The following is a 25,456-nucleotide window of genomic DNA, read 5'->3' on the forward strand; positions in this document are numbered from 1 at the left end:
TGCCGACCGGGCCGCTCCCGTCAACCGGGCCGCGGACCCCTTACACGCCGAGGTCGGCGCGGCGGGGGAGATCGGCCCCACGCCGGCTGCAGGTGATCGCGGCGGCGCGGCTCGCGAAGGCCATCGCGCGACCCGCCGCCTCCGCCGATATCGCGCCCAGCGCGGTGCGGTTGATCCGCCCGTCGTCGGACAGCGCGGTGAGGAGCGCGGCGAGGAAGCTGTCCCCCGCCCCCACCGTGTCAACGAGGTCGACCGCCTCGGCCGCCACCTCGAACGCGCCGGACGGCAGGAACGCGCGCGCCCCGCGCCCGCCCTCGGTGATCACCACCATCCGCACGCCGAGCCCCAGCCAGTGCGCGGCGACGTCGGCGACGGGCTCGGTGTAGAGCGCCGCCATGTCGTCGCTGCTCGCCTTGATGAGGTCGGCATGCTCGGCGAACGCCTCGACGCGGTTGCGCCACAGCCCCATGTCGGGCTCCACGGTCGGGCGCACATTGGGGTCGAGGACCACGAGCGGCCCGCCCGCGGCACGGCGCGCGAGGGTTAGGAAGCTGTCCCCGGTCGGCCGCGTCATCATCGAGAAGCAGCCGAAGACGAGCGCGTCGAGCCCCTCGATGGCGGGAAGGTCCGCGGCCGTCACCTGCCGGTCGGCCGCCCCCTCGCCATAGAACTGGTAGTGAGCGGCGCCCGCCGCATCGAGCGCGACGAGGGCGAGGGTCGTCGGTGCGTCGGGCCGCGTCAGGAACCGCGTCGCGACCCCCTCCCCCTCCAGCGCGCGCACGAGCTTGTCGCCGAGCGCGTCGGTCGACATGCCGGTGAGGAGGCCCACCGGCATGTCGAGGCGGGCAAGGCCGATCGCCACATTGAAGGCGGAGCCGCCGATGCGCGCATCGAGCGCGAAGCCGCCCGCCGTCTCCTCCCCCACGAACACGTCGTAAAGCGCTTCACCGCAGACGAGGATGGTCATGACGATCGATCCGGGATCACTTGAACATGTCGAGCTGGCCGAACTTCTCGGCCAGGAGATAATAGAAGGTCACGCGATGCTTCTGCCGCGTGTCTTTCATGGCCTGGCACACTTCCAGGATCGCCTCGTCGAGGGAAGCATCCGCCTCCGTGCGGCCAAGCTTCTTGCGCAGAAAACTGTCCCTCACGCGGTTTCTTTCAGACTCGTCGGAGCAGGAGACCATCGACGCATCGCGCGAGCGCAGCGCAATGCCGAGATGGCGCACGATTCCCGCCACGCAAGCTTCGTCACAATGCTTGGCGTATTTTTTGACGTCTTCTGAATAGTCCGTCGTCATCGTCGTTCCCTCCGTTTTCCTTTTTTGTGCAGCGATCGAACGAGGCACATCACACATGCCCAGAAAATAGACTACCGTCGAACGTAACGAAAATGCGACTGTCGGGTTTGATCCCGGAAGTTTGCGTGTCCGGATCGAGGACGAACACGGGTGTGCGGGCGCGATCGGCCTGGGCATCCCGCGAATCGGAGCCGAAATGTCGACCGCCCGCCAGGTGCTTATCGCCACCATCGCCGCGATCCTCATCATCGTCGCCACCGGCGTCGCGATCTGGCAGATGGAATCCCTCGACAACTCGCCGCTGCGCATCAGCGCCGGCACGCCGGGCGGCACCTATGACGCCTTCGCCTCGGCGCTCATCAAGACGGTCGGCGGCGGCGACCCGCTCAACATCGAGACGCTGACCTCCGCCGGCGCGAGCCAGAACGCGTCCCGCCTCAGCGACCGGACGGCCGAGCTCGCCCTCATCCAGAGCGACACCGCGGTCACGCCGAACACGTTGATCGTCGCGCGCCTCTTCCCGGAGGCCTTCCACCTCATCGCGCGGATCGATTCAGGGATCACCAGCGTCAACGAATTGCGCGGCCACAAGGTCGGCCTCCTGCCCGAGGGGGCGGGGTCGAACGCCCTCTTCGAACGCCTCCTGCGCCACTACGAGATCCAGGCGGACGAGGTGACGATCGTCCACGGCGACCTCAAGACCCAGGCCGAGGCGATCCGCACCGGCGCGATCGACGCCTTCTTCATGGTCATTGCGCTGGGCAACGGCACGATGGAGAGCATCATCAAGTCGACGCCGACGCAGCTCATCCCGATCGAGCAGGCCGAGGCGATGGCGATGTTCGACCCGGCGCTGAGCGCGAGCGTCGTCCCCGTCGGCGCCTATTCGGGCGAGCGGCCGGTGCCCGCCCAGCCCATCTCGATCGTCACCGTGCAGAGCCTGCTGGCGGTGCGGCGGGACGTGTCGAACACCACGGTCGAGGTGCTGACGCGCGGCCTCTTCGAGAACCGCCAGGCGATGGTCCGCCTCCTGCCGCAGGCCGCCTTCATCAGCGCGCCGACCGATCAGGACCGCCTCGCCTTCGGCATCCATCCGGGCGCGGAGCTCTACTACCGGCAGGACGATCCGCTCTTCATCGTGGAATATGCCGAGCCGATGGCGCTTGGCGTGACCGCCCTCGCCCTCCTCCTCTCGGCCCTCTGGCAGGCGCGGATCTGGCTCTCGAACGCGCGCAAGAATCGCGCGGACCACTACAATCTCGAGATCGTCGACATCCTCGCCCAGCTCGAAAACGCCTCGACCCATCAGGAGATCGAGGCGATCCGCCGGCATCTCTTCGAGATCTTCGAGAAGGTGATCGTCGACCTCGACAATGACCGGATCGAGGAGAAGTCACTCCTCTCCTTCTCCTTCGCCTGGCAGGTCGCGGCCTCGACGCTGAACCACAAGCAGCTCGTCGCGAAGGGGTCGGACCAGCGGCCGGGCTCGAACGCGGCGGCCTAGGCTCCGTCGGGGACGGCCTCCGCCTCGGCGACGAGCGCCCGCGTCGCCGGATGTTGCGGCGCGTCGAAGATCGCGGCCACCGGCCCCTCCTCCACGATCGTCCCGTCCGCCATTACCGCGATGCGGTCGGCGAGGCGACGCACGAGGCCGAGATCGTGCGCGATGAAGACGAGCGCGATCCCCTCCTCGCGGGTGAGCTGATCGAGGAGGCGGACGATGTCGGCCTTGATCGCGGCGTCGAGCGCGGAGACCGCCTCGTCCGCGATGAGAAGCTCCGGCTCGGCGACGAGGGCGCGGGCGATCGCGATCCGCTGGCGCTGCCCACCCGAGAAGGCGTGCGGCTTCTTGCGGAGCGAATCGGCCCCGAGGCCGACCTTTTCGAGCGCTGCGGCCGCGCGCGCGGTCTTCTCCCGGCGCGAGAGGCGCCGCCCGTAGAGCGGTTCGGTCACGATCCGGCGCACCGAATGGCGCGGGTTGAAGCTCGTCGCCGGGTCCTGGAAAACCATCTGCGCGCAGGCGCGGAGCGGGTGCGGGTCGGCCGGATCGATGGCGCGGCCATGCACCGCGACGGTGCCGGTGTGCGGCAGGAGGCCGAGAATGGCGCGCATCAGCGTGGTCTTGCCCGAGCCGGAACCGCCGACGAGGGCGAGCCGCTCCCCGGCCGCGACCGAGAGCGAGGCCTCGCGCACGATCGGCCGCCCGCCGCGCGCGACGCCGACCCTCTCGGCCGCGAGCACCGGCGGTGCACCCGCCGGCGGCGGGGCGTGCGGGCGCAGGGCGACGACCGTGTTCGCGACGAGCGCCTTCGCCGCCGCGCTTTCGGGGGCGCGGAGCACGCGCTCGGACGGACCGTCCTCCACGATGCGGCCGGCCTCCATCACCGCGATCCGCGCCGCGCGCCGTGCGACGGCGAGATCGTGGGTGATGAGGACGAGGCCGGCATTCTCCTCCGCCGTGAGGCGGACGAGGAGATCGAGGACGAGCGCGGCCGAAACCGCATCGAGCGCGCTCGTCGGCTCGTCGGCGATGACGAGGCGGGGCGAGAGGGCAAGCGCGATCGCGACGGCGACGCGCTGGCGCTGCCCGCCCGAGAGCTGGTGCGGGAAGCGCTCCGGCCCCACCCCGACGGCCGCGAGACCCGTCCGCTCTAGCATTTCGGCAACGCGCGCGGCGCGCGCGCGGCGGCCGAGATCGGTGTGGATGCGGAGCGTCTCGTCGATCTGGTCGCCGATGCGCTTCACCGGATTGAGCGCCGTCGCGGGCTCCTGGAAGATCATCGCGATGTCCTTGCCGCGGATCGCGGTGAGGTCGCGCTCGGGAAGTTCGAGGAGCGTCTTGCCGTCGAAATCGACAGTGCCGCCATAGACGATCCCGGCGGGCGGAAGGGCGAGAAGGGCCCGCGCCGTCAGGGACTTGCCGGAGCCAGACGCGCCGACAATGGCGAGCCGCTCGCCGGCCGCGAGGTCGAAATCGACGCCGGCGAGAAGTGGTCCGCGCGGGGTGTGCGCCGTCAGCGCGCGCACGCTCAGCACGGGACGGCGCGCCCCTCTTGCCCGCGCGGATCGAGGCGGCGGCGCAGCGCCTCGCCGAGCGTCGTGACGGTGAGGACGGAGAGCGCGATCGCGACGCCCGGCCAGATCGCGAGCTGCGGCGCGATCGCGACCAGCGTTTGCGCCTCGTTCAGCATCCGCCCCCAGGAGACGGCCGGCGGCTGCGCGCCGAGCCCCACATAGCTGAGCCCCGCCTCGGCGAGCACGGCGACGGCGAACTGGGTCGCGGCCTGGGTGAGGACGATCGGCGCGACGTTGGGGGCGACATGCTCGATCGCGATCCGCGCCGGGCCCTTGCCGGAGAGGCGGGCGGCGTCGATGAAGTCGAGCGAGAGGATCCGCCGCGCGCTCGACGCGGTGAGGCGGGCGAAGACCGGGATGTTGAAGACGCCGATCGCGACCACCGCGTTCATCGCGCCGGGGCCGAACGAGGTGGTGAGGATCACGGCGACGATCAGCGCTGGGAAGGCGAAAATAATGTCGCTCGTGCGCATGACGAGCGCGGCGGCGAGCCCATTCGAGGCGGCGGCGAGGAGGCCGAGCGGCGCCCCGATCGCAACGCCGATCGCGATCGCGGCGGCCGCGACGCCGAGCGAGGTTCGGGCCCCCGCCATTAGCATTGAGACAAGATCCCGCCCGTACTGGTCGGTGCCGAGCGGATGGGCGAGCGAGGGCGGGGCGAACCGCGCGCTGATCTCGATCGTGTCGACGGGATAGGGCGTCCACCAGATGGCGACGACCGCCGCCGCACCGAGAAGGAAGGCGACGCTCGCTGCGAGGGTGAGCCTCATGACCCGCCGCCCAAATCGGCGCGCTGGCGCGGATTCAGCCAGGCCGCGAGGAGGTCGCAGAGCGAGTTGATGACCACCACGGCCGCGACGAGGACGAAGACCACCCCCGCGACGACCATGAGATCGCGCTGGCTGACGGCCTGGAAGAGAAGCCGGCCGATGCCGGGAAGGGAGAAGACGGTCTCGATCACCACCGCGCCGGAGACGAGGAAGCCGAACTGGAGGCCGATGATCGTGAGGATCGGCGCCCAGGCGTTCGGCAGCGCGTGGCGGATCACGGCGCCCGCGACCGAGCGGCCCTTCGCGCGGGCGAGCGCCACATAATCCTCGTCCATCGCCTCGACGACACTGGTGCGCACGATGCGGGTGAGGATCGCCGCCTGGGGCAAGGCGAGCGCGACGGCCGGCATCCAGAGCGCGCCGAACGCGCGGCCGATTCCGACCTCCCAGCCGGGAAATCCGCCGGCGGGCGAGACCCCGAGGAGGACGGCGAAGACGTAGATCAGCATGAGGCCGAGCCACATGTTGGGGACCGAAAGGCCGATGAGCGCGGCGCCCATCGCGGCCCGGTCCGCTCCCCTCCCCCTCCGGACGGCGGCGAAGATGCCGACCGGCAGGGCGAGCCCGATCGAGATCGTGACGGCGAGGAGGGCAAGCGGCACCGAGACCACCGCCCGCTCCACGATCAGCGAGGAGACCGGCACCTCATAGGTCGCGCTGACGCCGAAATCGCCGGTCAGCACGCCGCCGAGCCAGGAGGTGAACTGGACGACGAGGGGCCGGTCGAGCCCCATTTCGGTGCGCAATGCAGCGATCGCGGCCGGGTCGGCGTTCATGCCGAGGAGCACCTCGGCCGGGTCGCCCGGCAGCACCTGCATCGCCACGAAGATCAGGACGCTCGCCACGAACAGCGTCGTGACGAGCTGGCCGAGGCGCCCGAGCGCGCTCATTCGCTCCAGGAAACGCCCGTCACGTCGTTCGCCTGGATCGGCGAGCTCGTCCACATGCCCTGGACGCGCTTGTCCCAGACCCCGATCTTCGCGAGCTGGAAGAGGAAGACGTTGACGGCATCGTCGGCGATCAGGCGCTGTGCTTCCTGGAGGAGCGTGACGCGCTTGTCGGGGTCGGATTCGACGGCGAGCTCGGCGATCACCTCGTTGAAGCGCTTGTCCTCGACGTGGAAATAATAGTCCGGCCGCGCGTAGATGCCGATATCGGCGGGCTCGGTGTGGGCGACGATGCTGAAATCGTAGTCCTTGCCGCGGAAGACGCGGGAGAGCCAGTCGGCCCACTCGACCGGCTCCAGCGAGACGTCGATGCCGACTTCGCGCAGCTGCGCGGCGATGATCTCGCCCGAGCGGCGGGCATATTGGGTCGGCGGCAGCGTGAGCGTCGCGGAGAGATTCTCGACGCCCGCCTCCTTCAGCAGCGCCCGCGCGCTCTCCGGGTCGTAGGCGTTGACCGCGGTCAGGTCGACATAGGCCTTGTCGTGCGGCGGGAAGTGCGAGCCGATCGGGGTCGCGGTGCCGTACATCGCGCCGTCGATGATGGCCTTGCGGTCGATCGCGCGCGCGATGGCGCGGCGCACATTGATATTGTCGAACGGCGCGCGGGCGGAGTTGATCGCCATGATCGTCTCACCCTCGGTCGTGCCGATCGCGACCGTGAAGCGGGGGTCGGCCTCCAGAACCGGCAGCGATTCGGGAGCCGGGAAGTTCGGATAGGCCTGGATGTCACCGGCGAGCAGCGAGGCGAGCGCGACCGTCGGGTCGGAGACGAAGGCGAACTCGACGCGCGGCAGCTTCACCGCCTCCCCCCAATAATCGTCGTTGCGGGTGAGAACGATCCGGTCGCCCCGGCGCCAACGGTCGAACCGGAAGGGGCCGGTGCCGATCGGGGTCTGCTTGTTTTCCTCGGCGCTGTCGGGGTGAACCATGACCGCGTCGCCCCAGCCGAGTGAATAGGCGAGATCGCCATCCGGCTGCTTCAGCGTGAGGGTGAGCGTCGTCGGATCCGTCGCCTCGACATTTTCGATCGCCGCGAAGAGCTGGGGCTGCGCGTTCTCGGCCCCTTCCGCGCGGGCGCGGTCGAGGGTGAACTTGGCGACCGACGCGTCGAACGGCTTGCCGTCATGGAAGGTCACGCCTTCGCGCAGGTGGAAGACGACGGTGAGCCCGTCCTCGGTGACGTCCCAATCGGTGGCGAGGGCCGGGACGACCGAGCCGTCCTCGGTGATTCGGGTCAGCCCCTCGAACACATTGGCGTAGAGCACCTCGTCGATCGCGGCGGCGGCGCCGGCGGTCGGGTCGAGATGCGGCGGCTCGAGCCCCATTCCGATCACGAGCGGTCGATCGACCGGCTCGGCGTGCGCGGCGGTGAGGCCGGCGAAGGCGAGAAGAAGCGTGAGAAGGATGCGGACCATAGGGGGCTCTTACCGGTGATCGGGGGACTTTGCCGAGGAGAAGACCCGCATGGGCCGTTCGGCCGTCGGGACACTCTGCTCTTCGGTCGAACGAACAGGCGGTGCACGGCGGCTCGTCCCGTTCGGGTGCGCCGCACAAATATTGCATTAGCGTGAATGAGCCACTGCGGCCAGCACCTGCCCCTTCTTTGGGCATCGCCGGAAATCGCATCCTCTGGAGTCACAAACGAAAAAAGCGCCACCCTTTCGGATGGCGCTTCTTGAAAAGAAGAAGCCCGGCGGTTGGACCGCCGGGCTTCCCTCATCCGATAGAGAGGATCGGATTAGAAGGTGCGCTGAGCGCGGAAGAAGGTCGAGAGAGCCGAACCCGAACCGAAGTCGTCGGTGTCGACATACTTGAACTCGGCGCCGACGCCCAGGACGAAGCCGGAGACCGGCGAGTAGCCAAGGAAGCCCTGGATGTCGAGGTTCGAGAAGTCGTAGCTGACGCCAGCAACTTCCTTCTGGTCAACCCAAGCGTAACCAGCCTGCATCGCCAGAGAGATGGTCGGCGTGAAGGAGGTCGAGAAACCACCCGACACGTTGAAGGAGTTGGCGAGCTCGAGGTTGCCAGCACCGTCCACGATCGCGTCCACAACGCCCGGGCCGACAAGCGACTCAGAGGTGTAGAGGAGAGCGCCGTGAGCGTAACCGCCCTGGATACCAACCTGGGTGCCCGTGCCGAACGGAACGTTGACGTTCACGCCACCGCCGACAGCGAAGCCGTACTCTTCGTCACCCGTCACGATGTCTTCGACATAGTGACCAGCAGCCATCAACTGAGCCGAACCCCAACCCTGGTCGACGCGGATGTTACCCACGATGTCCGGGATGCGCGAGCCCTGGTAGATGCCGAAGCCGATGTCCGTGCGGCGGGACAGCGAGTCTTCGAGCGAGATCGACGCGGAGAAGCCGTTGCCGAACGCGAAGGTGTAAGCCAACACGTTGGTCGTGACGTCCGAGAGGTTCGCGTTGAAGAACTGAGCCGCCGAGTAGGACGCGTCCAGGAAGTCAAAGAAGGACTGCGTACGACCGAAGGTCAGGCCACCGAACTGGATGAAAGCGCGGTTCAGGGTCGTGCTGAGGCTACCACCATACTGGCTGGTGAAGTAGACTTCAGTGAAGGTGCGGAGCAGGCCGAACTCGGTGTTCGTACGGCTGTCCATGTAGATGTAAGCACGAGCGCGGAACCGGTAACCGTTGCCGCCATCAACGCCGTAAGCATCGCCCAGGACGTCGAAGTCGTCGTCGTCGAGGTTGAAGAAGGCATTGTAGTCAGCGCGGATACGGCCAGCGACCCGAAGGCAGGTTTCCGTACCCGGGATGTAGTAGAAGCCCGTCCCGAAGGCGTCGCAGATGCGCACATAATCGACAGGCTCGACGACGACCGGAAGGTCCGCCGCCTGCGCCCCGGTCACCGCGAGAGCACCCGCAGCCGTGCCGAGGACAAGACGCTTGATGTTCATGTCTCGATCTCCAAAGAGGTTCACAACAGAAATCCTTCGACTTTCATTCCGGCGGTGACCATCGGGCCGAAAGTCGCCGGATCTCTAACTCGATTTGAGAAGCCGCTGCGGCCCGCCCAAACCTACGACCGGTTTGTGTTCCGCCCCGCTCGTGAGGTGACATTGCGCAGGCACCCGGCTCACGGCAACGGAAAGCGTGCACCGCAAGCCCCTAAACCCCCGCACTCCGTCTGCGATGTTGCACGGACAACACGTTTTCGAGCCAGACCGGGAGAAATTCGCCCGTTTGGGCAAGGACTCGTTAGGATCTACGGGCCTTGGAGGGGTGGGGGGTGTGGATAAAAATCGACCGATCCGCCGCCCGATCGGCCAGATAGCCCCCTCGCGAATCCCCTGGAAGCCCTTTTGGGGGAATCGGATCCCCCCGGCCTCACCAGCTCGTCGCGAAAAGCACCGGAAATCTTGAGAAATGCGGGGCAAGCGGAGATTCGCCGGGTGCAAGGGTGAGCCCAGTGACGCGCGCAACGAGCAGCCGATCGACCGCGATCGCCAGCGAATCCAGCGATTCCTCGCGCAGAATCAGCCCGCCTGAGCCGAGGAATTGCAGCGGGCGGACCGGCACCACCACGAGCGCGACGTCTTCGCCAAGGGTTCGGGTGAAGGCGTAGACCGGCACGGGTGAGGCCCAATCCTCGCCCCCCTCCCCCGGCGCGAAGCCCAGAATCGGAACGCTCTCCAGCCGGCCGCGCGTGAAGAGGTCCGGCTTCTCGCGCCTTTCGGCCAGTCCCTCGAGGAGGATTCGCGCCTTGATCCGCCCGTCCGTCCAGTCGGTGACGAGCGATTGCGCGTCGGCCGCAAGCGCCGCTTCGCACAGCCGCGCCTCGGCGGCGAAGTCGACCGGGCGGCGATTGTCAGGGTCCACCATCGAGAAATCCCAGCCGAACGTCCCCTGGTAGATGTCCGGGGCGGGACGGGTCGTCGTCTTGAGGAGGGCCTGTGCGAGGCCGATCACGGCGCCAGACCGGGCAACCTCAGAGAGTGGCATCAGCCGTTCGGCGTGGACCTCGGTCATCGCGTCGGCCGTCGCGATCACCCGCGCCTCGAAGTCGGCGTCGGTACGGGTCCAGCTCGTGTCCTCCATCGCCTCGCGGACGGTCTTGAGGGCGGCCTCGCGGAACCGGTCCGGAAAGGCCGGATCCGCCGTCAAGGGGGCGGAGGCGAACAGCATCTGGCCGAACGCCCAGCGCCAGCGCAGCGACACCTCGCAAGGGAGCTGCGGCCATACGTCCTCCCAGAGCGACACGGCGACGGGGTCGGACAGCGCATAGAGGCGGGCGCGGGCATCCTCGCCGCGCTTGGTGTCGTGGGTCTGGGTAGCCGCAAGCCCGTCCACCTGGGCAACGCGCAGGAAGCGTTCGGGGCCGAGTTCGGGCGCGAGATCGCCGCCCACCTCGTTCAGCGCCAGCAACCGGTGATGGCGGAAGAACAGCGTGTCCTCGACCGCCTTCGCCATCAGGGGGCCGGTCAATTGCTGAAAGCGGCTCACGAATTCGCGGGCGTACGGGTCCTCGCCGGGGTCGTGGAGGAGCGCGATCAGCGCGTCGAGGATCGAAGAATCTTCGAGCTTTTCGGCGAGCGCCCCGTCCCGGCGTGCGATCGCCAGCGTCTCGCGATCGCCGGGGCCGGCCTCGGCGGTCACGTAGGTGCGATAGACCGGCATCCCCTCGGCCAGCGCCGCGATGCCCTCGCGCACGGTGACGGGGCCGAAATCGCGCGCGTCGAGATCGTCGGCGAAGACGGTCCGCGCGAGGCTCGCGAGGCGGCGCAGCTCGCCGGAGAGGTTGCGGTTGATGATCTCGCGCTTGGCGCGGCGGGTGAGGAGCGCGATGTCGTCCTCCCCGATCGCCTGGTAGTCGCTCGCGAGGCGGGCAAGCCCGTCCCCGTCGACGAAGAGCGCGGCCATCGCCGCCATGAATTCGTAGCCGGTCGTGCCGACCACCGGCCAGGACGGCAGCGCCTCGTGCCCCTCGAGAATCTTCTCGACGAGGATCGGCACGCCGAGCCGGGCGGCGAGATGATCGAGATAGGCGGCCGGGTCGGCGAGCCCGTCGACATGGTCGACGCGCACGGCCGTGACCTTCCCCTCATCGACGAGGCGCTGGATGAGGGCGTGGACGTCGTCGAAGACCGCCTCGTCCTCGACGCGGACGCCGACGAGGCCGGTCACCTCGAAGAAGCGGCGGAAGCTGATCCCGTCACGCCCGAGGCGCCAGTGGGCAAGCCGGTAGGGCTGGGCCTCGTGGCATTCGTGGACGTCCGCGATCGTCTCGGTGCCCGGCATCAGCGGGAGGTCGTGCCCCGGCACGGAGAGGACGGGCCCCCACTCCGGATGGTCGCGGCGCACGATGTCACCATCGGCGAGCGCGCGCCCATAAGGTTTGCCGAGGATCGGCAAGATCAGTTTCTCGGCCGTCCAGTCGATGTCGAAGTGATCGGAATATTGCGATTTCGCCCCGTGCTTCACCACGTCCCGCCACCAGGGATTCTCGGTGGAGGCGGCCATGTGGTTGGGGACGATGTCGAGGAGGAGGCCGACACCGTGTTCGCGCAGCGCCGCGACGAGGCGCTCGAACGCGGCCTCGTCGCCGAGGCTCGGGTCGAGGCGCTGGTGGTCGGTAACGTCGTAGCCGTGGGTGGAACCGGCTGTCGCCGCGAAGATCGGCGAGGCGTAGAGGTGGGAGAAGCCGGCCCTGGCGAGATGGGGGACGATCGCGCAGGCCTCGTCGAAGCCGACGCCGGCGCGGAATTGGAGGCGGTAGGTCGCCCCGATCATGGCGCCCTGTCCCGCTCCCGGCTGACGGCGCGAAGGGTGCGCGCAAGACGCTCGGAGGCGGCGATGTCCTCCACGTCGAGCGGCAGGGTGTGGCGCCAGTTCGGGTGCTCGCGGTCGGTGCCCGGAAGGTTCACGAGACGCCGCCCGCCGACGACATCCTCGAGCCGCACCGCGAGGAGGCGTGAGGCGGTGCGCGCGGCGACCTTGTGGAAGGCGACGACGATATCGTCCCCGAGCGGGTCCTCGGCGAGGCGCGGCGGCAGCCCGGCAAGGCCGAGGATCGCCTCCTTCTCGCCGCGACGGACGGCATATTCGTGGCGCGCGACCGCCTCGCTGATGCGGCCGAGGCGGAAGCGGATGTCGATCTCGTCGCCCACCCACCATGCGGCGAGCGGGGCCATGTCGTGCGTGGAGATGCAGGCGAGCGCGTCCTTCGGATAGCGGGACGGCGCGTTCATCATCCCGCGCGGACCGCGCTCGAAGGAGAGGATGCGCGTCGAGAAGATGCGCCGCGCGGCCATGCGCTCGCGGAAGCCGGGGGGCACGACGCCGAGATCCTCGCCGATCGCGATCGCCTTGTGATGATGGGTGGCGTCGACGACCTGATCGGTGAGGCCGGGCTGGCGGACATAGGCGCCGCCGGACGCGGTCGCACCGTCCGGGATGAGGAAGAGCCGCTCCAGTCCCATCGCATGGTCGATCCTGACGGCGCCCCCGTGACGCATCACTGCCGACATAACGGCGCGATAGGGGGCGAAGTTCCGCGCGATGAGCTCGGTCGGGGAGAACGGGGCGAGGCCCCAATCCTGCCCGTCGAGGGAGAAGAGGTCGGGCGGCGCGCCGACGCGCACGCCGCGCATGGTGAGGCCGGGATCGGCCCAGGTGGCGGCCCCGTCCGGCGCGGTGCCGACCGCGAGATCGAGATAGAGGCCGATCCGCATCCCCGCCGCGACGGCCGCCGCTTGTGTGCGGCGCAACTGATCGTCGGCAATGAATTGAAGCCAGCGGTGAAACTCGACCTCACCCGCGTGCGCGAGCGCGAAGGCGTGGACGGTCTCGCTCGTCCGGTCGCGATAGGAGGCGGGCCAGTCGATCCACCCCGCCGTGTGCCCCTCGCGGAAGAGCGCGTTCGAGAGCGCCTCGAAGAGGGCGAAGTCGGCGAGCGCGTCGCCGCCATCCTCGGCGTGGCGGGCGGCCGCCGCGCGATCGGCATCGGGCACGGCGGCGCCGCCCGCGGTCCAGACGGCGTGGATCTCTTTCAGGATCGCGAGCTTCGCGGCGGTCACGGCCGGATAGTCGACGAGTTCCGATGCGTCGGGGACGCTGACGCGCGCGCGCATCTCGGGCCTGTAGCCCGGCACCTTGTCGACCGCGATGATCAGCGGGTTGAGGAAGCGCCGGTCGGACGGCGAGAAGGGCGAGGCCCGCTCCGGATCGGCGGTGAAGAGGGCGTGGAGCGGGTTCATCCCCACGAAATCCGCCCCGGCGGCGGCGAAGGTTGGGATCAGCGCCTCGAGATCGGCGAGGTCGCCGACGCCGAGATTGCGCCGCGAGCGGAGCTGGTAGAGCTGGAGGGCGATGCCGAAGGTGCGCGTGTCGTCGAGCCACTCCGGCACATAGGCGGGACGCCCGTCGCTCGGCGGCGGCTCGGGCGCGGGGCCGAGCATCGCCGTCAGCGCTTCCTTGGTGGAATCGGGGACGGGTGGCGCGTGCTCGCCCGGCCGGTCGAGAACGATGCCGGCCGCGCGTGCCGCCCTGTCGAGCGCGCTCTCGCTCAAGCGGACACCAGCGTGACGATGACCGAGTGGGGCGTGCGCGTCTCGGGCGTGGCGAGCTTGCCGGCGGCGACGGCGGCGACGAGCGCCCCCTCCGGAACCGGCCCCGCGTCCTCCGTGCCGAGATTGATGGCCATCGTCAGGACCGACCCGTCGGCGAGGGTCCACGCGACGTCGACGATCCCGTCATCGGCCTTCAGCACCGTGCCGTGGCCGGACTTCAGCCCGACGAGGCGCGGCGCGATGAACTCGGCCCGCGCCTTCAGGAGCGTCCTGTAGATCTCCATCCAGGCGGCACCGTCGGGCGTGCCTGGCTTCTCCCAGTCGATGCGCGAGGCCTCGAACGTCGACAACTCGTTGGGGTCCGGAATGTCCTCGCGCGTGTCGGGGTCGATGAACGCGTCGAACTTCGAGAACTCGTTGCGCCGGCCCTTGCGCACCGCCGCCGCGAGCTCGCCGTCGAAGTCGGTGAAGTAGCAGAAGGGCCGCGTCTCGCCCCACTCCTCCCCCATCCACAGAAGCGGGATCTGCGGGGTGAGGAGGAGGACCGCCGTCAGCGCGACCACGACGTCGTGCTCGGACAGGTCGATGAGGCGCTCGCCGAAGGCACGGTTGCCGACCTGGTCGTGGTTCTGGTTGAAGATCACGAACGCGGTCAGCGGCTGATCGGTCGTCAGCTCGCCGCGCGGCGTGTTGCCGTGGATCTTCGAGCTCTCGCCCTGGAAGATGAACCCTTCCGACAGCGCCCGACCGAGCTTCGTCCAATGATCGGTGACGAAGTCCATGTAGTAGCCTTCGTTGTCACCGGTCGCGATCGGGTGGATGACGTTGTGATAGTCGTCGTTCCACTCGGCCGTGAAGTATGTCGGCTTCCCGTCCACGTAGGGATGCAGGCTGACGACGTTGCGCTCGTCTTCCGTGCACAGGTGAACCGGGCGGTCGAAGGTTTCGCGGATGCGGCGCGCCATCGCGTTGAGGATCGCCTCGTCCGAGCCGTCGCGAATATGGTCGATCGCGTCGAAGCGAAGACCGTCGAGATTGTATTCGCCGATCCAGTAGAGCGGGTTCTCGATGAAGTAGCTGCGCACCGCCGGATTCTCGAAGGCGATCGCCGCGCCCCAAGGCGTGTGCTTCTCCGGATGGAAGAACTTGCTGGCATACATGCCGAGATAGTTCCCGTCCGGTCCGAAGTGATTGTAGACGACGTCGAGGAAGACCATCATCCCGAGCGCGTGGGCGGCGTCGACGAAGGCCTTGAAGCCCTCCGGCCCGCCATAGGCGGCGTGGGGGGCGTAGAGCAGCACACCGTCATAGCCCCAGCCGCGATTGCCGCCGAAATGGGCGAGCGGCAGCACCTCCACCACGGTGATCCCGAGATCCTTGAGATGCGGCAGCTTCTCGATCGCCGCCGCGAAGGTTCCCTCGGTCGTGAAGGTGCCGACGTGCATCTCGTAGATCACGGCCTCTTCCCAGGGACGCCCGGTCCAGGGCGTCTTCCAGTCGAAGGCGTTCGGGTCGACGAGGCGCGAGGGGCCATGCACGCTGTCGACCTGGGCGCGCGCGCCGGGATCGGGCACCACGAACCCGTTGTCGAGCACGTAGGCGTAGGCGCCGCCGACCGGCACGCGATCGGTCGTCAATTCGAACCACCCCTCCCCGGCCCGCTCCATCGGGAGGTCGCCGGAATCGGTGCGGAGCTTCAGCGTCGTCTGGTCCGGTGCCCAAAGGCGGAACCGGGCGCTTGCGTCAGCGAGGACATTCGCGCCCCAGGTGGTGGGGAAAGCGGATTTCGTCACAATTCCTCTCGGCCTGGCGTGAGCGGTCGCGGGATCGCAGGACACGGGTCGGCGGACGCCGCCCGCGTGTCGTGTGGTTCATGTGAGAAAACCTGCACGCGTCGCCCTGCGCAAGGCTAACCCGCGCGGTGCGACGCATGGCTGTGATGTGCCGAACCGCACCCCTCGCGCGGTTCAGCCCTTGCGGGCGACGATGGCCAGCATCGACTGCTTGGCGACGCCGCAGGGGAAGGTCACGACGTCCCCCTCATAGGCCGTGAAGGTCATGCCGTCGGCGGTGTTGAAGAGCTGGGTCCAGCCCATCCCGGCGAGCGGGTCGGTGAGGTTGTAGGTCACGTCCTCGGTCGAGCCGTTGAAGAGCACGATGATGCGCGCACTCTCGTCGGCGAGCACCATCGCGACGACCTTCGGCTCCCCCTCCAGCCAGTCCTCCGGCGCCATCTCCTGCCCGTCCGGCCGCAACCAGCAGACATCCTTCGCGCCGTTGGCGTCGAGCGGGTCGCCGTGGAGGAAGCGGCGCTGGCGCAGGAGCGCCACCTCGCGCCGCGCTTTCAGGAGGCCGATCACGAACGCGAGGAAGGCCTCGTCGCGCCCGTCATGCTTGCCCCAGGACAGCCAGCTCATCTCGGTGTCCTGGCAGTATGCGTTGTTGTTGCCGTACTGCGTGCGGCCGATCTCGTCCCCCATCAGGAGCATCGGGGTGCCCTGGGAGACGAGGAGCGTCGCCATCAGATTGCGCCGCATCCGGTCGCGCAGCTCCAGGATCGCCGGGTCGTCGGTGTCGCCTTCGACGCCCCAGTTGGACGAGCGGTTGTCGCCGTGCCCGTCGCGATTGTCCTCGCCGTTCGCCTCGTTGTGCTTCTCGTTGTAGCTGACGAGGTCGATGAGGGTGAAACCGTCGTGCGCGGTCACGAAGTTGACCGACGCCCAGGCCTTGCGCCCGGCATGGTCGAAGATGTCGGCCGAGCCGAGCAGGTTGCGGCCGAGCGCGGGAAGATAGCCGCCATCGCCCTTCCAGAAGGAGCGGATGTCGTCGCGATAGCGCCCGTTCCACTCGGCCCATCCGGGCGGGAAGTTGCCGACCTGGTAGCCGTCATGGCCAAGGTCCCAGGGCTCGGCGATCAGCTTCACCTTGGAGAGGATCGGATCCTGCAGCACGGCGTCGAGCCAGGCGGAGGAGCGGTCGAAGCCCGCCCCCTCGCGTGCCATCGCGGGAGCGAGGTCGAAGCGGAACCCGTCGACCCGGCACACCTCGACCCAGTAGCGCAGGCTGTCCATCACCATCTGCATCACGCGCGGGTGCGCGACGTTCACCGTGTTCCCGGTGCCGGTGGTGTCGTGATAATAGCGCTTGTGCTCGGCAAGGACGTAGTAGCTCGCATTGTCGATGCCGCGGAAAGACAGTGTCGGGCCGAGCTGGTTGCCCTCCGCCGTGTGGTTGTACACGACGTCGAGGATCACCTCGATCCCCGCATCATGGAGCCGCCGCACGAGATGCTTGAACTCGTGATGGTTCGGCCCGTACGACAAGTATCGCGCGGCGGGCGCGAAGAAGCTGAGGGTGTTGTAGCCCCAATAATTCCGCAAATTCTTTTGGAGAAGATGCCGATCGTCGATGAAATAGTGGATCGGCATCAGCTCGATCGACGTGACGCCAAGCTTGACGAAATGGTCGATCACGCGCGGGTCGGCGAGGCCCGCGAAGGTGCCGCGCAGATGGTCGGGCACGTCCGGGTGCATCGCGGTGATGCCCTTCACGTGCGCCTCGTAGATCACGGTGTCGCTCCAGCGCACCTTCGGCTTGCGGTGGGTGCCCCAAGTGGTTGCCTCGTCCACCACGATGCATTTCGGCATCGCGGGACCGGAGTCGCGGCGGTCGAAGGAGAGGTCCTCGCGGCTCGATCCGAGGCGGTAGCCGAACATCGAATCGTGCCAGCGAAGCTCACCACTGAGCGCACGCGCGTAAGGATCGATCAGAAGCTTGTTCGGATTGAACCGGTGTCCGGCCTCGGGCTCGTAAGGGCCGTAGACGCGGTAGCCATATTTCTGGCCGGGCCAGATCTCCGGAAAATAGCCGTGCCACACATCGTGCGTGTGTTCCGGCATCTCGAATCGATCGGTCTCGCGCCGCCCGGTCGAGTCGAACAGGCACAGCTCCACCTTCGTGGCATTTGCCGAGAAGAGGGCGAAGTTGGTCCCCGAACCGTCCCAGTTCGCGCCGAGTGGCGTCGGCGACCCCGATTCAATTTTCATAGAGCCTTTATGCCGGCAGGAAGATGAGCGCACCGAGCGGTGGCAAGGTGATCTCCGCTGAATGGGAACGGCCGTGATAGGCGACATTCTCGGCGACGACATGGCCGGAATTGCCGACATTGCTGCCGCCATAGGCGCTCGCGTCCGTGTTGAGCGCCTCGCGCCAGCGCCCGCCGGTGGGCAGGCCGATGCGATAGCCCGCACGGACGATGGGCGTGAAGTTCACCACGACGACCGCCGGTGAGCGGTCCGCCGCGTAGCGCGCATAGACGAAGACGGAGCCTTCCGCATCCGAGGCGTCGATCCACTCGAACCCGTCCGCCTCGCAGTCGCGCTCGTGCAGCGCCGCGGTGCCGCTATAGATGCCGTTGAGATCGCGCACGAGCGACTGGATGCCCTGGTGGAAGGGGTCGGCGAGGAGGTGCCAGTCGAGGCTCTGGTCGTGGTTCCATTCACGGCCCTGCGCGAACTCCCCGCCCATGAAGAGGAGCTTCTTGCCGGGATGCGTCCACATAAAGGCATAGTAAGCCCTCAGGTTGGCAAACTTCTGCCACCGGTCGCCCGGCATCTTGCCGAGCATCGAACCCTTGCCGTGCACGACTTCGTCGTGACTCAACGGCAGGATGAAATTCTCCGAGAACGCGTAGTGCAGACCGAACGTAATATTGTCTTGATGATAACGACGGTACACCGAATCACGCTGGATGTATTCGAGCGTGTCGTGCATCCATCCCATATTCCACTTGAAATTAAAGCCGAGACCGCCCGATTCGACCGGGCGTGAGACCGACGGGAACGCCGTCGACTCCTCGGCCGCCATCATCGCGCCCTCCCCGTCCTCGGCGACGCGCTCGTTCAGCGAGCGCAGGAAGTCGATGGATTCGAGATTTTCGCGGCCGCCATAGATGTTCGGCACCCACTCATTGTGCTCGCGCGAATAGTCCCGGTAGAGCATCGAGGCGACGGCATCCACGCGCAGCCCGTCGACATGGTAGCGGTCGAGCCAGAAGAGGCCGTTCGCCTCCAGGAAGTTCGCGACCTCGCGCCGGCCGAGATTGTAGATCAGCGTGTTCCAGTCCCGATGGAAGCCCTCGCGCGGGTCGGCGTGCTCGTAGAGCGCCGTGCCGTCGAACTGGCCGAGGCCGTGCGCGTCGGTCGGGAAATGGGCCGGCACCCAGTCGATGATGACGCCGAGCTCGGCCTCGTGCGCGCGCTCCACGAAGCGGGCGAAACCTTCGGGCGAGCCGAAGCGGCTCGTCGGCGCGAAGAGGCCGATCGGCTGGTAGCCCCAGGAGCCCGAGAAGGGGTGCTCGGAGATCGGCAGGAGCTCGATATGGGTGAAGCCCATCTCCTTGGCGTAGGGGATGAGCTCGTTCGCGAGCGCATCATAGTCGAGCATCGTGTTGCCGTCGCCGCGGCGCCAGGAGCCGAGATGCACCTCGTAGATGGAGATCGGCGCGGCGCGGTCGTTGCGCGCGCCCCGCGCGCTCATCCAGGCCGAATCCTTCCAGTCATACTCGACGAGGCCGTGGATGACGGACGAGGTGTCGGGCGGCTGCTCCGTCGCGAAGGCGAACGGGTCCATTTTCAGCGGCAGCAAATTCCCGTGCGGGCCGACGATCTCGTACTTGTAGTAGAGGCCGCGCCCGATCCGGGGGACGAAGATCTCCCAGATCCCCGCTTCGAGACGGCGGCGCATGATGTGGCGCCGCCCGTCCCAGCCGTTGAAGTCGCCGACGACGGAGACGCGGCGCGCGTTCGGCGCCCAGACGGCGAAGGCGACGCCCTCCACCCCGTCGATCGTCATCGGATGGGCGCCGAGCTTCTCGTAGATCTTCCGGTGGCGCCCCTCGCCGATGAGGTACATGTCCAGTTCGCCGAGGATGGTCCCGAAACGGTAGGGATCGTCTTCCGTCCAGGTGTGGTCCCCGGCGCGCATCTTGAAGCGATAGGCGAACGGCTTTCCGCTCAGGATGGACGAGAAGAGGCCGTCCGGATGGATGCGCTCCATCTCGGCGACGACCTTCCCCTTCGCGTCGGTGAGGCTGACCGCCTCGGCGTGAGGCGCGAAGGCGCGCACGGTCAGCGGCGCCTCGCCCCCGCCGCCGTGCATCCCGAGCACGGCGAAGGGGTCGGAATGACGGCCGGTGACGATCGCCTCGGCTTCACCCGCGGCGAGTCGGTCGCGCAGACGCGTATCACTCATCAGCTCTCTCCCGTGTCCGGTCCATTGTTGGCGGGTGCCTCGATGACGGCATCCGCCCAGGCGGAGACGCCGCGCTCATCGGCCAGGACGTCCATGACGCCTGCGAGAGGGATGCGAACCCAGGTCGGCCGGTTCGCGAGCTCATACCCGATCTCGTAAATCGCCTTCTGGAGGGTAAAGAGGTCAAGAAGCGCGCCGGTCAAGGCCGGCGCGGGCGCGGCATCGCCGGTCGTCGCGAGATAGGCGGCGAGGAAATCGCGCCGCGTGTCGTCCCGCCAGGCGAGTGCCTTGGCCCGCGCCTCCTCGGCGTTGACCTCGTGCGTGTCGCGCCAGCGGGCGAGCGCCATCGCCGCCGCATAGTCGAACGAGCGCAGCATCCCGGCGACATCGCGCAGCGGCGAGGACTTCGCGCGCCGCTCCTCGAGCGGACGGGTCGGCTCGCCCTCGAAGTCGATGACGATGAGATCGTCCTGCGCGACCAGCACCTGGCCGAGATGATAGTCGCCGTGGATGCGCGACTTGTGGCCGGATGGCGCGGCCGAACGGACCGAGGCGAAGCGGGCCGCGAGCGTCTCCCGCTGGTCGATGAGGCGGCGGGCGTCGGCCGCGACATCCTCCGGCAGCTCGCCGATCCGGGCCTCGAGACGGGAGAGGAGCGCGTTCGCCTCCGCCGTCGCGTCGTCCGCCCAGGTCGACAGATCCTCGGCGGTGATCGGCTCGGGCCGGAAGGCCTCGCTCGCCTTGTCGGCGGCGAGCGCGAGGTGAAGCTCCGCCGTGCGCACGCCCGCGAGCCCGCCGATATCGAGCGGGAAGCTCAGCGTCGACGGCGCTTCCGCCTCGACGCCGGTGTCCGTCTCGATGAGGTCGGCCCGTTCGAGATACCGCTCCAGCGCGTCGAGCACCGCCTGCCACGCATCGCCCTGGTTCGGGACGAATGAGAAGGCGGCGGCGAGGACGGTATCATCCGTCCCGTCTTCCTTCAGCTCGATCGTGCCGACGAGGGCCGGCGTGTGGGCATAGTGCGCGACATCGGTGAGGTGGCGCGCGATCTCCACGTCCGGCTGCTCCCCTTCGCGCAGGCGGCGATAGATCTTCAGGATGATCTGCTCGCCGAACACGATGGAGACGTTCGACTGCTCGACGCCGAGCGGGCGCGGCGGGGCGAGCTCGCCGATCTCGACGAGCGCCGGGGACGCCTTGAAGGCGACCGTGTGCGGGCCGAAGCCGCGCGTCGCCCCCTCCTGCATGAGGCGCACGAGCTGTGCCGCGAGCGCCTCGTCATAGGTGCCGTCGGTCAGCGCGCCGACGCGGGGGCCGGAGCGGACCTTGGCGAGCGTGTAGGAGAGCTTCTGGGCGCCCGGCCGCAGATTCTCCTCGCCCCAGCGCACCGAGAGGGGCGCCAGATAGCGCTGGGTGCCGGAGGGGAGCGTCACTTCGAGCGTCGCGAGCGCATAAAGGCCCGCATCGTCGAGCATCGCGAGCGGCTCCAGCGAGACCTTGCGGATCCGCTCGTCCTTCGCCGCGAACCAGCGCTGCAACGGCAGGAATTGCGGCAGCGTGTTGTCTTCGAGCTGCACGCGCTCGCGCCCGCCGAGCGCCCCGTCGATGCGGCCATTGCGCGTCGTCAGCGTCACGAAATCGGGGAGCGGCTCCGGCGCCGGCTCATGCCAGAGCGGCGCCTCCTCCGGGCCCGCAAGGACGAACCAGAAGAAGCCGTAGGCCGGCAGCGTCAGCATGTAGGGCAGCTCGCCGATCGGCGGGAAGGGCGTGCGGCCGGTCAGCTCGATCGGCACGCGGGTGCGGTGCGCCGAGAGATCCAGCTCCACCGCCTGCGCCGAACGCGACAGGTTCGCGACGCACAGGATCGCCTCCCCCTCGTGCTCGCGGATATAGGCGATGATCTTGCGGTTGCGCGGATAGATGAACTGCATCGTCCCGCGCCCGAAGGCCGGGTGCTGCTTGCGCACCAGGATGATGCGCCGCATCCAGTTGAGGAGCGAGGAGGCGTCGCTGTCCTGCGCCTCCACGTTGATCGCCTGGAAGCCGTAGATCGGGTCCATGATCGGCGGCAGGAAGAGCTGCTGCGGGTTGGCCCGGCTGAAGCCGCCATTGCGGTCGGCCGACCACTGCATCGGCGTGCGCACACCGTCGCGGTCGCCGAGATAGTAGTTGTCGCCCATGCCGATCTCGTCGCCGTAATAGAGCACGGGCGTTCCGGGCATCGACAGGAGGAAGGCGTTCATCAATTCGATCTTGCGCCGGTCGTTCTGCATGAGCGGGGCAAGGCGGCGGCGGATGCCGAGATTGATGCGCGCGCGGCTGTCGGCGGCGTAGGTGCGCCAGAGATAGTCGCGCTCCTCCTCCGTCACCATTTCGAGCGTCAGCTCGTCATGATTGCGCAGGAAGATCGCCCACTGGCACTGGTCGGGGATCTCCGGCGTCTGGCGGATGATGTCGGTGATCGGATGCCGGTCCTCCTGCGCGAGCGCCATGTACATGCGCGGCATCAGGGGGAAGTGGAAGCCCATGTGGCACTCGTCGCCCTCGCCGAAATAGGGGCGCGTGTCTTCCGGCCACTGGTTCGCCTCGGCGAGCAGCATCCGGTCCGTGTAGCGCGTGTCGAGCGCGGCGCGGATCTTCTTCAGGACGTCGTGCGTCTCGGGCAGATTCTCGTTGTTGGTGCCGTCCCGCTCGACGAGATAGGGGATCGCATCGAGCCGCAGCCCGTCGACGCCCATATCGAGCCACTGGTTCATCACCGTGACGACCTCGTCGAGAACCTTCGGGTTGTCGAAGTTGAGGTCGGGCTGGTGCGAGTAGAAGCGGTGCCAGAAATACTGCTCGGCGACTGGATCCCACGTCCAGTTGGACTTCTCGGTGTCGAGGAAGATGATGCGCGTCAGCTCGTACTTCTCGTCCGTGTCGGACCAGACATAGAAGTCGCGCTCCGGCGAATCCTTCGGCGCGGCGCGCGCGGCCTGGAACCAGGGGTGCTGGTCCGATGTGTGGTTGATCACGAGCTCGGTGATCACCCTCAGCCCCCGCGCGTGCGCCTCCTTCACGAAGCGGGCGAAGATCTCGACGTCGCCATATTGCGGATTGACCGTCGTGTAGTCGGCGATGTCGTACCCGTCATCGCGCAGCGGCGAGGGGTAGAAGGGCAGGAGCCAGATGGCGGTGACGCCCAGCGCCTGGACATAGTCGAGCTTCTGGATGAGGCCCGCGAAGTCGCCCATGCCGTTGTTGTCGGCGTCCATGAACGCCTTCACATGGAGCTGGTAGATGATCGCGTCCTTGTACCAATCGGTCACGGAGCGATCGATGGCACCGTCCGGGCCGCTCGTCGCGGTCTCGGCGGTGTCCGTCACGGGGGCGACGGCGTCCATCAGCGTTGCCCCAGCGGAGAGATGATCCGCCAGATGAAGTAGGGTCTTTGGTGCGGGTCGATATACACGTGCTGTGCCTTGCCGTGCCAGGTGAAGGTGTAGTCCGCGGCCATGTCCTCGACCTCGATCGATGCGTCGTCCGAGAGGCCGAACTCCCAGAGCGGCACCTCGAAGTGCGCGCCCTGGCCGTGGTGGGGATCGAGACTGACGGCGAAGAGCAGGAAGGAGGAGAGGTCCTCGGTCCGCTTGCCGTAGTAGAGAATGTTGTCGTTCCACATGTTGTAGAACTTGAGATTGGCGAACTCCTGGAGCGCGGGCTGCGTGCGGCGCAGGCGATTCACCAGCGCGACATCCTCGCGGATGTGGCCCGGCCGGTCCCAGTCCCAGGCGCGCAGCTCGTACTTCTCGGAGTTGAGGTATTCTTCCTTGCCGGGGATCGCCGACCCCTCGCAAAGCTCGAACCCGTTATAGACGCCGTAATTGCCCGCGAGGGTCGCCGCGAGAACGAGGCGCGACTGGAAGCCCGCCCGGCCCGACGTCTGCAGGAAATACGGGTTGATGTCCGGCGTGTTGACGAAGAAATTCACCCGCATCGTGTGGCGCTTCTCGGTCGTGGTCAGCTCGGTCATGTATTCCATGAGCTCGTGCTTCGTGTTGCGCCAGGTGAAATACGAATAGGATTGCGTGAAGCCGATCTTCGCGAGCCGATGCATCACTTTCGGCCGGGTGAAGGCTTCGGCGAGGAAAATCACGTCGGGATGATCCGCCTGCACTTCCGCGATCATCCATTCCCAGAACGGGAAGGCCTTGGTGTGCGGGTTGTCCACCCGGAAGATCTTGACGCCATGGTCGACCCAGAAGAGCACGACATCCCGCTGCGCGCGCCACAGGTCCGGGATCGGCTCGTCGCCATCATAGAAGCGGACATTGACGATGTCTTCGTACTTCTTGGGCGGGTTCTCTGCGAACTTGATCGACCCGTCGGGGCGCCAGTCGAACCAGTCGTGGTGCGCCTTGATCCAGGGATGGTCGGGCGAGCACTGGATCGCGTAGTCGAGCGCGATCTCCAGCCCATGCTCCTTGGCGGCGGCGACGAGGCGCTTGAAATCGTCGAAATCGCCGAGTTCGGGGTGGAGCGCGTCGTGACCGCCCTCCTCCCCCCCGATCGCGTAGGGACTGCCCGGATCGCCGGCCTCGGCGACGAGGGAGTTGTTGCGCCCCTTCCGGTTCGTCTTCCCGATCGGGTGGATCGGCGTGAAATAGAGGACGTCGAAGCCGAGCCCCTCCACATAGGGAAGGCGCGCGATCACGTCGTCGAACGTGCCGTGGCGGTGGACGTCGCCGGACTGGGAGCGCGGCATCACCTCGTACCAGGCCGAGAAGGCGGCCGCCCGCCGGTCGACGGTGAGCGGCAGGACCCGCTCATAATAGGAGAGGTTCGCCCGGTGGCCGGCCCGCCGCATCAGGGCGGCGGTGTCGTCCGTCATCAGCGTGGCGAAGCGGTCGCCGTCGTGGGCGTCCTTCATCGCCTCGGCGAGCTTGGCGAGTTTGGCCTGGTCGGCCTGCGTGCCGCGCCCGCAGCCGACGGAGGCCGCGACGAGGCGCGCCCCCTCCTCCAACTCCAGCGTGATCGGCACGCCGGCATTGTGCTTCTTCGCGACCTCGCCGCGCCAGCTCTCGAACGTGTCGCGCCAAGCGATGATCGTGTACTCGTGCGGGAGATTGTCGAGCGGAGTGAAGTGGCCCGTCCAGCGGTCGTTGATGACGAAGCTGAGTGGCGACTCCTCCCAATTGTCGACGCCCTTCACGCGCCACAGGATGGCGCAGGCCACCTTGTCGTGGCCGTCACCGAAGACATCGACCGAGACCACGAAGGGCCGGTCCACGATGGTCTTGGCGGGAAAGCGGCCGCCGTCGATCTCAGGATCCACCCCCTCGATCGCGACGCGGTTGCTGGCGAGCTCCATCATCACCGCGCCTTCGGCAGGGGACGGGCGGGGGGTGGCGAGGGTGTGGTCGACAGTCGCGTCTGAAGTCGCAAGGTTTTCTTCGATCATGACGCTCTCGGCTCGGGTTCTCTGGCGGTCGGTCTCGTGCGCCGTCACGGTGCGCGGCACGGTTGGATGCGATC

15 protein-coding genes are annotated in these 25,456 nt (G+C 67.8%); 1 reads left to right on the forward strand and 14 read right to left on the reverse strand.

Annotation, left to right across the window (positions count from 1 at the left end):
* Positions 1-40: 40 nt before the first annotated feature.
* Positions 41-967, reverse strand: coding sequence for a carbohydrate kinase family protein (locus tag DBV35_RS24190; protein ID WP_108662967.1), 927 nt, complete (start codon positions 965-967; stop codon positions 41-43).
* A 16-nt stretch (positions 968-983) separates the two neighbouring features.
* Positions 984-1,304, reverse strand: a complete 321-nt coding sequence (locus DBV35_RS24195) for a DUF2853 family protein (protein WP_108662968.1) — start codon at positions 1,302-1,304, stop codon at positions 984-986.
* 196 nt (positions 1,305-1,500) lie between these two features.
* On the opposite strand from DBV35_RS24195, the gene DBV35_RS24200 reads away from it, so the two are divergent.
* The gene (locus DBV35_RS24200) at positions 1,501-2,808 is read left to right on the forward strand and encodes a TAXI family TRAP transporter solute-binding subunit (RefSeq protein WP_157961951.1); all 1,308 of its coding nucleotides are present in this window, start codon (positions 1,501-1,503) and stop codon (positions 2,806-2,808) included.
* On the opposite strand, the gene nikE is transcribed toward DBV35_RS24200, so the two are convergent.
* The 12 genes from nikE to DBV35_RS24260 all read right to left on the reverse strand — a co-directional run bounded on the left by nikE (position 2,805) and on the right by DBV35_RS24260 (position 25,382).
* Positions 2,805-4,340, reverse strand: coding sequence for a nickel ABC transporter ATP-binding protein NikE (gene nikE / locus DBV35_RS24205; protein ID WP_108662970.1), 1,536 nt, complete (start codon positions 4,338-4,340; stop codon positions 2,805-2,807). The two genes, DBV35_RS24200 and nikE, sit on opposite strands and share 4 nt — an antisense overlap.
* Positions 4,334-5,149, reverse strand: a complete 816-nt coding sequence (locus tag DBV35_RS24210) for an ABC transporter permease (RefSeq protein WP_108662971.1) — start codon at positions 5,147-5,149, stop codon at positions 4,334-4,336. The genes nikE and DBV35_RS24210 overlap by 7 nt, the downstream gene beginning before the upstream one ends.
* Complete coding sequence (locus DBV35_RS24215) at positions 5,146-6,099, reverse strand: ABC transporter permease (RefSeq protein ID WP_108662972.1); 954 nt, start codon at positions 6,097-6,099, stop codon at positions 5,146-5,148. Before DBV35_RS24215 ends, DBV35_RS24210 begins: the two co-directional genes overlap by 4 nt.
* Positions 6,096-7,571 carry an ABC transporter substrate-binding protein gene (locus DBV35_RS24220; RefSeq protein WP_108662973.1) on the reverse strand — a complete coding sequence of 492 codons (1,476 nt, stop codon included), beginning with the start codon at positions 7,569-7,571 and terminating at the stop codon, positions 6,096-6,098. The genes DBV35_RS24215 and DBV35_RS24220 overlap by 4 nt, the downstream gene beginning before the upstream one ends.
* A gap of 323 nt (positions 7,572-7,894) precedes the next feature.
* A complete protein-coding gene (locus DBV35_RS24225) occupies positions 7,895-9,076 on the reverse strand; it encodes a porin (RefSeq protein WP_108662974.1) in 1,182 nt (393 codons plus the stop codon).
* 430 nt (positions 9,077-9,506) lie between these two features.
* Positions 9,507-11,909 carry a malto-oligosyltrehalose synthase gene (treY, locus tag DBV35_RS24230; RefSeq protein ID WP_108662975.1) on the reverse strand — a complete coding sequence of 801 codons (2,403 nt, stop codon included), beginning with the start codon at positions 11,907-11,909 and terminating at the stop codon, positions 9,507-9,509.
* Positions 11,906-13,687, reverse strand: coding sequence for a 4-alpha-glucanotransferase (malQ, locus tag DBV35_RS24235; RefSeq protein ID WP_108662976.1), 1,782 nt, complete (start codon positions 13,685-13,687; stop codon positions 11,906-11,908). Before malQ ends, treY begins: the two co-directional genes overlap by 4 nt.
* Positions 13,684-15,480: a malto-oligosyltrehalose trehalohydrolase gene (treZ, locus tag DBV35_RS24240; RefSeq protein ID WP_108662977.1), complete on the reverse strand. Its 1,797-nt coding sequence runs from the start codon at positions 15,478-15,480 to the stop codon at positions 13,684-13,686. The genes malQ and treZ overlap by 4 nt, the downstream gene beginning before the upstream one ends.
* A 174-nt stretch (positions 15,481-15,654) precedes the next feature.
* Entirely contained in the window at positions 15,655-17,733 is a 2,079-nt protein-coding gene (gene glgX, locus DBV35_RS24245; protein ID WP_108662978.1) for a glycogen debranching protein GlgX, read from the reverse strand.
* 7 nt (positions 17,734-17,740) lie between these two features.
* Complete coding sequence (glgB, locus tag DBV35_RS24250; RefSeq protein WP_108662979.1) at positions 17,741-19,939, reverse strand: 1,4-alpha-glucan branching protein GlgB; 2,199 nt, start codon at positions 19,937-19,939, stop codon at positions 17,741-17,743.
* The gene (gene treS, locus DBV35_RS24255; RefSeq protein ID WP_108662980.1) at positions 19,939-23,325 is read right to left on the reverse strand and encodes a maltose alpha-D-glucosyltransferase; all 3,387 of its coding nucleotides are present in this window, start codon (positions 23,323-23,325) and stop codon (positions 19,939-19,941) included. The genes glgB and treS overlap by 1 nt, the downstream gene beginning before the upstream one ends.
* Entirely contained in the window at positions 23,325-25,382 is a 2,058-nt protein-coding gene (locus tag DBV35_RS24260; RefSeq protein ID WP_211100043.1) for an alpha-1,4-glucan--maltose-1-phosphate maltosyltransferase, read from the reverse strand. The genes treS and DBV35_RS24260 overlap by 1 nt, the downstream gene beginning before the upstream one ends.
* Positions 25,383-25,456 lie beyond the last annotated feature (74 nt).

The sequence above is a fragment of the Acuticoccus kandeliae genome (assembly GCF_003073115.1).